Source organism: Castellaniella sp. WN, assembly GCF_054457555.1.
Genome location: NZ_JBTKZC010000001.1, coordinates 2,225,947 through 2,238,893, shown reverse-complemented (window position 1 = coordinate 2,238,893; position 12,947 = coordinate 2,225,947). Strand labels below are relative to the sequence as shown.

The 12,947-nt window shown below is 66.8% G+C and carries 14 protein-coding genes; 10 read left to right on the top strand and 4 right to left on the bottom strand.

The annotated features are described in order from the left end of the window. Positions 1-18: 18 nt before the first annotated feature. The 10 genes from atpB to ACTPOE_RS10430 all read left to right on the top strand — a co-directional run bounded on the left by atpB (position 19) and on the right by ACTPOE_RS10430 (position 9,118). Positions 19-897, top strand: coding sequence for a F0F1 ATP synthase subunit A (atpB, locus tag ACTPOE_RS10475; protein WP_458872133.1), 879 nt, complete (start codon positions 19-21; stop codon positions 895-897). Between the two features lie 98 nt (positions 898-995). Continuing rightward, positions 996-1,238: a F0F1 ATP synthase subunit C gene (gene atpE, locus ACTPOE_RS10470; RefSeq protein ID WP_043684944.1), complete on the top strand. Its 243-nt coding sequence runs from the start codon at positions 996-998 to the stop codon at positions 1,236-1,238. 124 nt (positions 1,239-1,362) lie between these two features. Next, positions 1,363-1,833, top strand: coding sequence for a F0F1 ATP synthase subunit B (locus ACTPOE_RS10465; RefSeq protein WP_458872132.1), 471 nt, complete (start codon positions 1,363-1,365; stop codon positions 1,831-1,833). 13 nt (positions 1,834-1,846) lie between these two features. After that, complete coding sequence (locus ACTPOE_RS10460; RefSeq protein WP_458872131.1) at positions 1,847-2,386, top strand: F0F1 ATP synthase subunit delta; 540 nt, start codon at positions 1,847-1,849, stop codon at positions 2,384-2,386. A 36-nt stretch (positions 2,387-2,422) separates the two neighbouring features. After that, positions 2,423-3,964, top strand: a complete 1,542-nt coding sequence (atpA, locus tag ACTPOE_RS10455; RefSeq protein WP_458872130.1) for a F0F1 ATP synthase subunit alpha — start codon at positions 2,423-2,425, stop codon at positions 3,962-3,964. Between the two features lie 54 nt (positions 3,965-4,018). Beyond that, positions 4,019-4,918: a F0F1 ATP synthase subunit gamma gene (gene atpG, locus ACTPOE_RS10450; protein ID WP_458872129.1), complete on the top strand. Its 900-nt coding sequence runs from the start codon at positions 4,019-4,021 to the stop codon at positions 4,916-4,918. Positions 4,919-4,962: 44 nt separating this feature from the next. Beyond that, positions 4,963-6,384 carry a F0F1 ATP synthase subunit beta gene (atpD, locus tag ACTPOE_RS10445; RefSeq protein ID WP_458872128.1) on the top strand — a complete coding sequence of 474 codons (1,422 nt, stop codon included), beginning with the start codon at positions 4,963-4,965 and terminating at the stop codon, positions 6,382-6,384. Between the two features lie 9 nt (positions 6,385-6,393). Continuing rightward, the gene (locus ACTPOE_RS10440; RefSeq protein WP_323026627.1) at positions 6,394-6,819 is read left to right on the top strand and encodes a F0F1 ATP synthase subunit epsilon; all 426 of its coding nucleotides are present in this window, start codon (positions 6,394-6,396) and stop codon (positions 6,817-6,819) included. Between the two features lie 155 nt (positions 6,820-6,974). Beyond that, positions 6,975-8,219: an MFS transporter gene (locus ACTPOE_RS10435; RefSeq protein WP_458872127.1), complete on the top strand. Its 1,245-nt coding sequence runs from the start codon at positions 6,975-6,977 to the stop codon at positions 8,217-8,219. Beyond that, complete coding sequence (locus tag ACTPOE_RS10430) at positions 8,216-9,118, top strand: DMT family transporter (RefSeq protein WP_458872126.1); 903 nt, start codon at positions 8,216-8,218, stop codon at positions 9,116-9,118. The genes ACTPOE_RS10435 and ACTPOE_RS10430 overlap by 4 nt, the downstream gene beginning before the upstream one ends. A gap of 16 nt (positions 9,119-9,134) precedes the next feature. Here ACTPOE_RS10430 and ACTPOE_RS10425 read toward each other — a convergent pair whose 3' ends face one another. The 4 genes from ACTPOE_RS10425 to trpD form a co-directional block, all read right to left on the bottom strand. After that, positions 9,135-10,490 (bottom strand): amino acid permease, encoded by a 1,356-nt coding sequence (locus ACTPOE_RS10425; protein WP_458872125.1) that lies wholly within the window; start codon positions 10,488-10,490, stop codon positions 9,135-9,137. Positions 10,491-10,558: 68 nt separating this feature from the next. After that, a complete protein-coding gene (locus ACTPOE_RS10420; protein WP_458872124.1) occupies positions 10,559-11,044 on the bottom strand; it encodes an HIT family protein in 486 nt (161 codons plus the stop codon). Positions 11,045-11,119: 75 nt separating this feature from the next. Further along, positions 11,120-11,914, bottom strand: a complete 795-nt coding sequence (gene trpC, locus ACTPOE_RS10415) for an indole-3-glycerol phosphate synthase TrpC (protein ID WP_458872123.1) — start codon at positions 11,912-11,914, stop codon at positions 11,120-11,122. Next, a complete protein-coding gene (trpD, locus tag ACTPOE_RS10410; protein WP_458872122.1) occupies positions 11,911-12,945 on the bottom strand; it encodes an anthranilate phosphoribosyltransferase in 1,035 nt (344 codons plus the stop codon). Before trpD ends, trpC begins: the two co-directional genes overlap by 4 nt. Positions 12,946-12,947 lie beyond the last annotated feature (2 nt).

The window sequence follows — 12,947 nt, the reverse complement described above, 5'->3', positions numbered from 1 at the left end:
TACGAAAAAGGGTTTCCGATGACCGACGCTGTAACGACGCCTCAGTCCGAATACATCCAGCACCACCTGGTCCACCTGAACAACCTCGGGCACAAGCAGGACATCATCGCCAACTTCGATGTCGTCAACTACGACTCGCTGTTCTGGTCGATCCTGATGGGCGCCATCGTCATCTTCTTCCTCTGGCGAGCCGCCAGCCGGGCCACCACCGACGTGCCGGGCCGCTTCCAGATGGCCATCGAAATGCTCGTGGGCATGGTCCACGAGGAAGCCAAGGGCATCATCCCCAACGAGACCACGCGCAAGTTCGCCGCGCCGCTGGCCCTGACCGTGTTCCTCTGGATCACGCTGATGAACACGCTCGACCTGATCCCGGTCGATCTGGCCGGCTGGATCTTCCGCATCACCGGCCTGGGCGCTCATCACGCCGACCCGCTGTACTACCACCGCATCCTGCCGACCGCCGACCTGAACGTCCCCATCGGCATGTCCCTGGGCGTGCTGGTGCTGATGCTGTACTACGGCATCAAGATCAAGCATCCGGGCGGCTTCGTCAAGGAACTCTTCACCGCGCCCTTCCACGCGCACGGCGTCGCGGCGCTGATCCTGGCGCCCTTCAATTTCCTGCTGAACCTCATCGAATATGCGGCCAAGTGCGTGTCGCTGGGCATGCGGCTGTTCGGCAATATGTATGCGGGCGAACTGCTGTTCATGCTGATCGCCTTGCTGGGTGGTGCCTGGACGGGGGCGAATGCTTCCAGTATCAGCCTTGCGTTCGGACACGTGCTCGCCGGTTCGGCATGGGCGATCTTCCACATTCTGATCGTGCTGCTGCAGGCGTTCATCTTCATGATGCTGACCCTGGTGTATATCGGGCAGGCGCACGAAGGCCACTAAAAATTCGCCCGGGCCTCCCGGGCGGGCTCGCGGGGCTTGCCCTGATTTCTGGTTTTTGATTTTTTGACTAAACAACGTTTACTTACCAAGGAGTTGTTATGACCAACGTTGCGTTCGTTGCTCTCGCTTGCGGTCTGATCATCGGTCTGGGCGCCATCGGCGCTTGCATCGGTATCGGCATGATGGGTGGCAAATACCTCGAAGCCTCCGCGCGCCAGCCCGAACTGATGAACACCCTGCAGACCAAGATGTTCCTGCTGGTCGGCCTGATCGACGCGGCCTTCCTGATCGGTGTGGGTCTGGCCATGCTGTTCGCGTTCGCCAACCCCTTCGTGGGCTGATGACGGCGTAGGCCTGCGCTTTTGCGGGCCAGGGGTTCGTCGGCGGCCTGCGGGCCGTGGACGGCCGATTAGGTGCCTTGCGGAATCGCCGCAAGGCACGAACGGGTAAATTAGGAAAACGACCGTGAATTTAAACGCGACTCTCTTTTTCCAGATGATCGTGTTTTTCGTTCTGGGTTGGTTTACGATGAAATTCATCTGGCCGCCCCTGACGAAGGCAATGGATGATCGTCGCCAGAAAATCGCCGACGGTCTGGCCGCCGCCGAGAAGGGCAAGGCCGACCTGGCCCAGGCCCAGGCTCGCGTCAGTCTGATGGAGGCCGCCTCCAAGACGGAAAACCATGCGCGTCTGGCCGAAGCCGAAAAGCAGGCCTCCGCGCTGATCGACCAGGCCCGCCGCGAGGCTGAAGCCGAAAAGGCCCGGATCGTCGCCCAGGCCCGTCAGGACGCCGCCCAGGAAGTCCAGCGCGCGCGTGAAACCCTGCGCGCCGAAGTGGCCGTGCTGGCCGTGAAGGGCGCTGAACAGATCCTGCGTCGCGAGGTCGATGTCAAGGCGCACGCCGAGCTGCTCGACCAGCTCCAGGCGCAACTCTGAACCAGGGCGAGTCATGGCTGAACTGTCTACTATCGCGCGGCCCTACGCCGAGGCCCTGTTCGAATCCGTGCGCGGCGACGCGCGCGGGCTCGAATACTGGTCCGGCGTGATGTCGCTGCTGGCCCAGGTGTCCGGCATGCCCGACGTGCTCGAGGCCATGGCCGATCCGCGCCTGTCCGATGCGCAGCGCACCACGCTGCTGACGGGTCTGGTGCCCCAGGAACTTCCCGCGCAGGCGGCCAACCTCGTCGCCCTGGTGGTCGAGAACGGCCGCGTCCAGGCGCTGCCCCAGGTCGCCGAACAATTCGAGCTGCTGCGCAACAGGCTCGAGGGCACCGCCCTGGCGCGCATCACCAGCGCCTACCCGCTGAACGACGCCCAGGTGGCCGGCCTGCTGCAGGGGCTGGAACGCAAGTTCGGCCTCAAGCTCAAGTCCCAGGTGACGGTCGACCCGGAACTGATCGGCGGGGTGCGCGTCGCCGTCGGCGATCACGTGCTCGACACTTCCGTGCAGGCCCGGCTGGCCGGTCTGCGCGATACGCTGGCCGCGTGATGGCGGGCCAACCAACAGGATTCCAGGAGTCTTACCATGCAACTTAACCCGTCCGAGATCAGCGAACTGCTGAAGAGCCGCATCGAAGGCCTGGGCGCATCCACCGATGTCCGCACGCAGGGCACGGTCGTGTCCGTCACCGACGGCATCACCCGCATCCACGGCCTGTCCGACGTGATGCAGGGCGAAATGCTCGAATTCCCCAACAACAAGTTCGGCCTGGCCTTGAACCTGGAACGTGATTCCGTGGGCGCCGTGGTGCTGGGCGACTATGTCGGCATCTCCGAAGGCGATGCCGTCAAGACCACCGGCAAGATCCTTTCCGTGCCGGTCGGCCCCGAGCTGTGCGGCCGCGTGGTCGACGCGCTGGGCAACCCGATCGACGGCAAGGGTCCGATCAACGCCAAGGAAACCGACGTGATCGAAAAGGTCGCGCCCGGCGTGATCGCCCGCCAGTCCGTGTCGCAGCCGCTGCAGACCGGCCAGAAGGCCATCGACTCCATGGTGCCCGTCGGCCGCGGCCAGCGCGAGCTGATCATCGGCGACCGCCAGACCGGCAAGACCGCCGTGGCCGTCGACACCATCATCAACCAGAAGGGCAAGGGCGTCACCTGCGTGTACGTCGCCATCGGCCAGAAGGCTTCCACCATCAACAACGTGGTGCGCAAGCTCGAAGAACACGGCGCCATGGAATACACCATCGTCGTGGCCGCCGCCGCGTCCGACTCCGCCGCCATGCAGTACCTGGCCGCCTACTCGGGCTGCACCATGGGCGAATACTTCCGCGACCGCGGCGAAGACGCCCTGATCGTGTACGACGACCTGACCAAGCAGGCCTGGGCCTATCGCCAGGTGTCCCTGCTGCTGCGCCGCCCGCCCGGACGCGAGGCCTACCCCGGCGACGTGTTCTACCTGCACTCCCGCCTGCTGGAACGCGCCGCCCGCGTGAACCCCGAGTACGTGGAAAAATTCACCAACGGCGCCGTCAAGGGCAAGACCGGCTCGTTGACCGCGCTGCCGATCATCGAGACGCAGGCCGGCGACGTGTCCGCCTTCGTGCCGACCAACGTGATTTCCATCACCGACGGCCAGATCTTCCTGGAAACCGACCTGTTCAACGCCGGCATCCGGCCCGCCATCAACGCCGGTATCTCGGTGTCGCGCGTGGGCGGCTCGGCCCAGACCAAGATCGTCAAGAAGCTCTCCGGCGGCATCCGGACCGACCTGGCCCAGTACCGCGAGCTGGCCGCCTTCGCGCAGTTCGCCTCCGACCTGGACGACGCCACCCGCCGCCAGCTGGAACGCGGCAAGCGCGTGGTCGAACTGCTCAAGCAGCCTCAGTACCAGCCGCAGCAGGTCTGGGAACTGGCGGTGGCCCTGTACGCCGTGAACAACGGCTATCTGGACGACCTCGAAGTCGGCCAGGTGCTGGCCTTCGAAAAGGCCCTGAAGGACTACCTGAAGGCCAAGCACGAAGCCCTGATCCAGCGCATCGAAGACGTGAAGGAACTCTCCAAGGAAGACGACGCCGCCCTGGGCGCCGCCATCCAGGAATTCAAGAAGCACGGCACGTTTTAAGTAGCGCCCGGGGCGCGCGGCGCGCGTCCCGGACAGCCCTGACAGGATAGTGGAATGGCCGGAATCAAGGAAATTCGAACCAAGATCAAGAGCGTGCAAAACACGCGCAAGATCACCAAGGCGATGGAAATGGTCGCCGCGTCCAAGATGCGCAAGGCGCAGGACCGGATGCGGACGGGCCGCCCCTACGCCACCAAGGTGCGCGCCATCGCGGCCCACCTGATGCAGGCGAACCCGGATTACACCCACCCCTACATGGTGGAACGCCAGAAGCTGTCGTCCGTGGGCGTCGTGCTGGTCACCACCGACAAAGGTCTGTGCGGCGGCCTGAATACCAACATCTCGCGCCTGGTGCTCGCGCGGATCAAGGAATTCGAGCAGCAGGGCGTGCGCGTCCAGGCCACGGCCCTGGGTTCCAAGGGCCTGGGTCTGCTGAACCGCGTCGGTGTCAATGTGGTGTCCTCGGAAGTCCAGCTGGGCGACGCGCCCAACCTGGAACGCCTGATCGGCGCCATCAAGGTCCAGCTCGACGACTTCGTCGATGGCAAGGTGGACGCGGTCTATCTGGCGACCAGCCGCTTCGTGAACACCATGAAGCAGGATCCCAGCTTCATCCGCCTGCTGCCGCTGCCCTCGGGCCTGGAAGATCCCTTCCAGACGGGTTCCCAGGACGAGGACGCCCTGAAGAGCCAGTACGGCTGGGACTACCTGTACGAGCCGGACTCCCAGACCGTGATCGACGAGCTGCTGCTGCGCTACGTCGAGGGTCTGGTCTACCAGGCCGTGGCGGAAAACATGGCCAGCGAGCAGTCCGCCCGGATGGTCGCCATGAAGGCCGCGTCGGACAACGCCAAGAAAGTCATCGGCGACCTCCAGCTGGTCTACAACAAGACCCGCCAGGCGGCCATCACCAAGGAAATTTCGGAAATCGTGGGCGGCGCCGCCGCGGTCTGATCGACGCAAGCACCGGCAACCCAGAGATACTTATAGGACTAAACATGAGCAACGGTACCATCGTTCAGTGCATCGGCGCCGTGGTGGACATTCAGTTCCCCCGCGACGGCATCCCCAACATCTACGACGCGCTCACCTTGACCGACGAGTCCTCCGCATTCGCGGAACAGGGCCTGACGTTCGAGGTCCAGCAGCAACTGGGCGACGGTGTGGTGCGCACCATTGCCATGGGCTCGTCCGACGGCCTGCGCCGCGGCATGTCCGTGGCCGGCACCGGCGCGCCGATCTCCGTGCCCGTGGGCACCGGCACCCTGGGCCGCATCATGGACGTGCTGGGCCGTCCCATCGACGAGCGCGGCGACATCCAGTCCGATGAGAAGCGCGCCATCCACCAGGCCGCCCCGAAGTTCGACGAACTGTCGCCTTCGGTCGAACTGCTCGAAACCGGCATCAAGGTGATCGACCTGGTGTGCCCCTTCGCCAAGGGCGGCAAGGTCGGCCTGTTCGGCGGCGCCGGCGTGGGCAAGACCGTGAACATGCTGGAACTGATCAACAACATCGCCAAGGCCCACAGCGGTCTTTCGGTGTTCGCCGGCGTGGGTGAGCGTACCCGCGAAGGCAACGACTTCTACCATGAAATGTCCGACGCGGGCGTCATCAAGCTCGACAACCTGGCGGAATCCAAGGTCGCCATGGTCTTCGGCCAGATGAACGAACCCCCGGGCAACCGTCTGCGCGTGGCCCTGTCCGGCTTGACGATGGCGGAAAAGTTCCGCGATGAAGGCCGCGACGTGCTGTTCTTCGTGGACAACATCTACCGCTACACCCTGGCCGGTACCGAAGTGTCCGCCCTGCTGGGCCGGATGCCGTCCGCCGTGGGCTACCAGCCGACGCTGGCCGAGGAAATGGGCAAGCTGCAGGAACGGATCACGTCCACCAAGACCGGCTCCATCACGTCCATCCAGGCCGTGTACGTGCCGGCCGACGACTTGACCGACCCGTCGCCCGCCACCACCTTCCTCCACCTGGACTCCACCGTGGTGCTGTCGCGCGACATCGCCGCCCTGGGGATCTACCCGGCCGTGGATCCGCTGGACTCGACCAGCCGCCAGCTCGACCCGCAGATCGTCGGCGAAGAGCACTACAACATCGCCCGCGGCGTGCAGCAGACGCTGCAGCGCTACAAGGAACTGCGCGACATCATCGCGATTCTGGGCATGGACGAACTGTCGCCGGAAGACAAGCAGGCCGTGGCCCGCGCCCGCAAGATCCAGCGCTTCCTGTCGCAGCCCTTCCACGTGGCCGAAGTCTTCACCGGCTCGCCCGGCAAGTACGTGCCGCTGGCCGAGACCCTGCGCGGCTTCAAGATGATCGTCGAGGGCGAGTGCGACGCGCTGCCCGAGCAGGCCTTCTACATGGTGGGCGGCATCGACGAGGCCTTCGAGAAGGCCAAGACCCTCCAATAAGGATTGCACATGGCGACTCTGCACATCGAAGTGGTCAGCGCGGAAGCCTCGATCTTTTCCGGCGAGGCGGCCTTCGTCGCCCTGCCGGGCGAATCGGGTGACCTCGGCATCCTGCCGGGGCATACTCCGCTGATCTCGCGCGTGCGTCCCGGCACGCTGAAAATCCGGCGTGACGACGGCACCGAGGAACACATCTTCGTGGCCGGCGGCATCCTGGAAGTCCAGCCGCACGCCGTGACGGTGCTGTCCGACACGGCCATCCGCGCGGCCGATCTGGACGAGGCCAAGGCCGTCGCCGCGCGCGAGCGCGCCGAGGAAGCCCTGCGCAACACCAAGGAAAAGTCCGACATCGCCGTGGTCGAAGCCGAACTCGCCATGCTGGCGGCCCAGGCCGCCGCCGCGCGCAAGTTCAGCCAGAAGCGCAGTTCGCACTGATCCGGCCGGTTGCGCGGCCATGGAAAGGCGCCCTCGGGGCGCTTTTTCCTTTACGGCGGTAAGATGATGCGGCCGGGGCGCGGCAAGCGGTTTCTCGGCCGTATCCGGAACATGCGCGCGCATCCGTTCGTGGGCGTGAACCCAGCCAACAGGATATGACGGAGCATCCTCTGGAATCCCACCGGCAAGACCCCACCGATCCTCGGGCCGACCCGCCCCGCGCGGGCTCCGGATCCCAGGCCGCCGTGCCGTGGCTTCTGGGCGCCTGCTGCTTCGCCAGCATTGCCTCGATGCGGGCCTGCGACACGCTGCTGCCCGCGCTGGCGGCCGAGTTCTCGGTCACGGTGGGCCAGGCGTCCCGGGTCATCTTCGTCTTCGCGGTGGCCTACGGTGTGTTCCAGCTCTGCTTCGGTCCCCTGGGCGACCGTTATGGCAAACTGCGGGTTATCGCCCTGTGCGCCCTGGCCTGCGTGATCGGCAACGGCATCGCTTTCTTCTCCCCGACCCTGGACTGGCTGGTGGCGGCGCGCGTCGTCTCGGGCGCCTTCGCGGCGGGCATCTACCCGATGGCCATGGCCTGGGTGGGCGACAACGTGGCCTACGGCGAGCGCCAGGTGGCCCTGGCGCGGCTGGTGAGCGCCAGCGTCCTGGGCACGCTGGCCGGACAGTGGCTGAGCGGGCTGATCGCCGAGTGGGTCGGCTGGCGCCCCATGTTCGCCCTGCTGGCGGGGCTGTTCCTCGTGGCGGGCGGCCTGCTGCTGCGCGCGGCGCGCGGCGACGCGCTCCCGGCGCGGACGGCCGGGCAGGGGCGTCCCGCGCTGCTGGGCATCCTGGCGTTGCCCGCGGCGCGCTGGCTGCTCGCCGTCACCGCTCTCGAAGGGGCCTTGGCCTTCGGCGCCCTGGCCTTCATGCCCAGCCTGCTGCAGCGCCATCATGCGGCCTCGCTTTCGATGGCCGGCGGTCTCACGGCGTTCTACGGGGTCGGCGGGTTCGTCTACTCTCGGGTGGCCGGCCGGCTGCTGCGCCGTATCGGCGAATCGGGCCTGGCCCGCCTGGGGGGCGCATCGCTATGCCTGGGGCTCCTGGCCTTTGCCCATGCGCCGAGCCTCGTCTGGATTCCGGCGGCCGGCACGCTGTCGGGCTTCGGCTTCTATTGCCTGCACAACACCCTGCAGACCAACGCCACCCAGATGGCGCCCTCGACACGCGGCGCCGCCATGGCGCTGTTCGCCTGCGTGCTGTTCCTCGGCCAGTCGGTGGGTGTGCTGGCGGCCGCCTGGATCGCCGATCATCTGTCGGATACGTTGATCTTCGCCGTCGCCGGCCCGGGACTGTTGATGCTGTCCCTGGTCGCGGCCCGGCGGTTCCGGGCACGCGCGCTCAAGGAAAGCACCTCATGATGATCCACGTCCGGGGCGCGCTCGCCGTCCAGGCGGTCCTGCTCGGCTCCATGGCGATCTGGGGCTTGAACGTCACGATCGTCAAGCAGTTGACGAACACGCTCGATCCGACCACGATCGCGATGCTGCGCATGCTGGTCGCCAGCACGACGCTCATCGCGATCTGGTTCGTCCGGCGTCCGGTCCTGGCCCGTCTGGACCGCCGCCAGTGGACCGGCCTGATCGCCTGCGCCTTCCTGATGGTCTACATGAATCAGATCCTCTTCACCGAGGGCATGGTGCGCACCAGCGCCACCAACGGCGCCTTGATCATGGCGCTCGGCCCGCTGGTGTCGGCGCTGCTCGCCGCGCTCGCCTTCCGCGAACGGCTGGGGCCTTTGCGCCTATTCGGTGTGCTGCTGGGTTTCGGCGGCGTCGCCGTCATCATCCTCGGCCACAGCGGCGCGCAGCTTGCCGTGATGGGCGCCGGCGATCTGCTGGTGGTGGCCGGCGTCCTCAGTTTTTCCTGCGGCGGAGCCCTGATCCAGGGGATCGCGCGCCGGCTCGACGCGCTGTCGATCAGCGGGATCATCTACGCGATGGGCACGCTGATGCTGATCGCGCATGCCGGGCTCTGGGGCCCGGGATACGGCGGCGCGCTGCCGGACAGTCCGTGGCTCTGGTTCCTGATCGTGTTCTCCGGGGCCGTCTCGACCGCCCTCGTCAACCTGATCTGGAACAACGCCATCGCCCGCATCGGCGTGGCGCGCGCCGCCGTGTTCCTGTACTGGGTGCCGGTGTTCGGCGCGGCCTTCGCCGCGCTCCTGCTCGGCGAGCGGCTGGGCTGGAACCACCTGGCGGGACTCGCGGCGGTGCTGATGGGCACCTACCTGGGCACGCAGTCGCGCAAGCCCGCGTAGCGGCCCGCCGCGCCGTTCAGGCGGCCGGCCGCTTCAGCCGGTAGCCCGCGTACAGCACGCCCAGCCAGACCGGCAGCACGTAGACCGCCGGCCGGGTATCGTCCAGTTGCGTCATCAGTCCCACCAGCAGCGCCAGGAAGGCCGCGCACAGGTAGTTCGTCCACGGGTGGAAGGGCGCGGGAAACAGCAGCGTGTCGCGTGCATGGGCCTTGCGAAAGCGCAGATGGACCAGCACGATCATCATCCAGGTGATCGCGGCCGCCGCTGTCGCCACGGCCATGATCCGCATGAAGGCGCCTTCCGGCACCAGGAAATTGACGATCACGATCAGCAGCGTGCAGGCCGACGAGAACAGCACGCCGACCCAGGGCACCTGGCGCCGGCTCAGGCGCAGGAAGATGCGCGGGGCGTTGCCCTGTTCGGCCAGGCTGTGGAGCATGCGTCCGTTGCTGTACATGCCGCTGTTGTAGACCGAGATCGCGGCGCTCAGCACTACCAGGTTCAGGATGTCCGGCGCGGCGGGGATGCCCAGGCGGGAAAAGATCAGCACGAAGGGACTGCCGTTCAGGCCGACCTCGTTCCATGGGTACAGGGTCACCAGTACCGCCAGCGCGCCGACGTAGAAAATCAGGATGCGCCAGATCACCTGGTTCACGGCGCGCGGGATGCTGTGCCGGGGATCGTCGGCCTCGCCCGCCGTGATGCCGATCAGTTCGGTGCCGCCGAAGGAGAACATCACCACCACCAGGGACAGCAGCAGGCCGTGCGCGCCGTTGGGCAGGAAGCCGCCATGGGCCCAGAGATTGCTCAGGCCCGCGCCGCCGGCGCCGCGCGCGACCAGCACGCCGCCCAGCAGGATCATGCCGACGATGGCGGCGATCTTGATGAAGGCCAGCCAGAATTCGCTTTCGCCGTACAGGCGCACGTTCAGCAGGTTCAGCGCCGTGACGGCCAGCAGCACCGCCAGGGCGCTGGCCCAGGCCGGGAAATCGGGCAGCCAGTAGTTGACGTAGATGCCTACCACCGAGAGCTCGGCCATGCTGACCAGGATGTACAACAGCCAGTAGTTCCAGCCCGACAGGAAGCCCGCGAAGCCGCCCCAGTAGCGGTAGGCGAAATGGCTGAAGGCGCCGCTGACGGGTTCCTGGGTGGACATTTCCCCCAGGAAGCGCAGGATCAGATAGATCGCCAGGCCGCCGATCAGGTAGGACAGGATGATGCCGGGGCCGACCAGCCGGATGGAGGCGGCCGAGCCGTAGAACAGGCCGGTGCCGATGGCGCCGCCCAGGGCGATCATCTGGATGTGGCGGTTCTTCAGGCTGCGCGCCAGGGTGGCGGGCGGTGTGCCGGATTCGGAAGGGGAAGCGGACATGGGAGGAGTGTGCGTAGGGGGTCGGAGGCGCCCAGGTGGTATCGGGCGCCTGGGGCGCGCCGGATGTTTCAGGCGCCTTGGGCGTCGTCTTCGGAGCCTGGAACGTCCACCGCGGGGCCGTGGGCCGCCAGGATCCGGTGCAGCCGTTCGACTTGCGGGGCCAGCGTTGCGCAGGCATCCGGCCAGGCGGCCTCGCGGGCGGGGTCGTGCCGGGGCGGCGCCCAGATGGCGTCCGGAAAGCAAGGGTCGCCGCGCCAGCGGGGGATCAGGTGCCAGTGCAGATGGGGCACCTGGTTGCCGAGGCTGGCCAGGTTGATCTTGTCAGGCCGCAGCAAGATCCGCTGCAGGCGTTCGACCTGAAATACGGTGCGCATCAGATGCAGGCGGTCCATGGGGTCGATGTCCGTCATTTCCGCCACGTGGCGCTGCCAGACGACGCGCAGATAGCCGGGGTGCCGGAGATCGTCCACGCGGACGATCCGCAGCTTGTCGTCCTGCCAGAGCAGGGTGTCGTGGTCGGGGATGCAGAGCGGGCAGTCGGGGGAAAAGGTCATGGTGGAACAGGGCACGGGTTCGGCGGCCCGCCGCCCGTCGGCGCGGATGCGATGCGGGGTGGGGCGGGCTTTGGGTCAGTGGGCGAAGAACAGTTCGTGCAGGGCGGCGCCGGGGTCCGGCGCGCGCATGAAGGCCTCGCCGACCAGGAAGGCCTGGACGCCGTGCTCGCGCATGCGGTCGACGTCCCCGGGCAGCAGGATGCCGCTCTCGGTCACGATCCGCTTGCCCGCCGGCATGTCTTGCAGCATCGACAGGGTGGTTTCCAGGCGGGTTTCGAAGGTGCGCAGGTTGCGGTTGTTGATACCGATCAGCGGCGTGTCCAGGGACAGGGCCGCATCCAGTTCGTCGCGGTCGTGGATCTCGACCAGCACGTCCATGCCCAGGTCGGCGGCCACGGTCTCGAGCTCGCGCAACTGTGCGGGCGCCAGGGCGGCGGCGATCAGCAGCACGCAATCGGCACCCAGCGCCCGGGCGTGGATGACCTGGTAGGGATCGATCAGGAAGTCCTTGCGCAGCACGGGCAGGCTGCAGGCCGCGCGCGCCTGGCGCAGGTGGTCGTAGCCGCCCTGGAAATACTGCACGTCGGTCAGGACCGACAGGCAGGCGGCGCCGTGGCCGGCGTAGCTGGCGGCGATGTCCGCCGGCCGGAAATCCTCGCGGATCACGCCCTTGGAGGGCGAGGCCTTCTTGATTTCCGCGATCACGGCGGGCTTGCCCTGCGCGATCTTGTCTTCGAGCGCGCGAGCGAAACCACGGATGTCCTGGCGACTCTGGGCTTCGCGCAGGACTTCGGATTCACTGCGCATCTGCCGCGCGGTGGCGACTTCGGTGCGCTTGGTGTCCAGTATCCGGGCCAGGATGTCGTTCATGCGGAGAACCTTTGCGTGTGTTGGCGGAATTGTTCCAGCTTGTCGCGCGCGGCGCCCGATGCGATCAGATCGAATGCCTGGCGGATGCCGGCGTCGATCGAGTCGGCGCGGTTGCCGGCGTACAGGGCCAGGCCGGCGTTCAGGGCGACGATGTCGCGCGCCGTGCCGGCCGTGTTGTTCAGCGCGGCGCGCACCAGCTGGGCGGATTCGTCGCGGTTGGCGACCTTGATGCTGCGGTTGGATACCATGGCCATGCCGAAATCCTCGGGGTGGATCTCGTATTCGCGGACCTCGCCGTCCTTCAGTTCGCCCACCAGGGTGGCCGCGCCCAGCGAGGCCTCGTCCATGCCGTCCTTGCCGTGCACGATCAGCACGTGACGCGAGCCCAGGCGTTGCAGCACCCGTACCAGGATGCCGACCAGGTCGGGATGGAACACGCCCATGAGCTGGTTGGCGGCCCCGGCCGGGTTGGTCAGAGGGCCGAGGATGTTGAAGATCGTGCGCACGCCCAGTTCGCGGCGCACGGCGGCGACGTTCTTCATGGCACCGTGGTGGGACGGGGCGAACATGAAGCCGATGCCGGTGGCTTCGATGGACTCGGCGACCTGGGTGGGTGTGGCGGTGACCTGGACGCCCAGGGCCTCCAGCACATCGGCGCTGCCCGACGAGGAAGAGGCGCTGCGGTTGCCGTGCTTGGCGATCTTGACCCCGCCCGCGGCGGCCACGAACATGGCCGCGGTGGAGATGTTGAAGGTGTGCGAGCCGTCCCCGCCCGTGCCGCACATGTCCAGCAGCTCCTCGGGGTAGGGGGTGTCGACGCCCAGGGCGAATTCACGCATGACCTGGGCGGCGGCGGTGATCTCGCCGACGGTTTCCTTCTTGACGCGCAGGCCCATCAGCAGGGCGCTGGCCAGTTGGGGGGACATTTCTCCGCGCATCAGCATGCGCATCAGTTCCAGCATTTCGTCGTGGAAGATTTCCCGGTGTTCGATGCAGCGGGCCAGGGCCTCGGTGGGGGTGATCGGCGGCATGG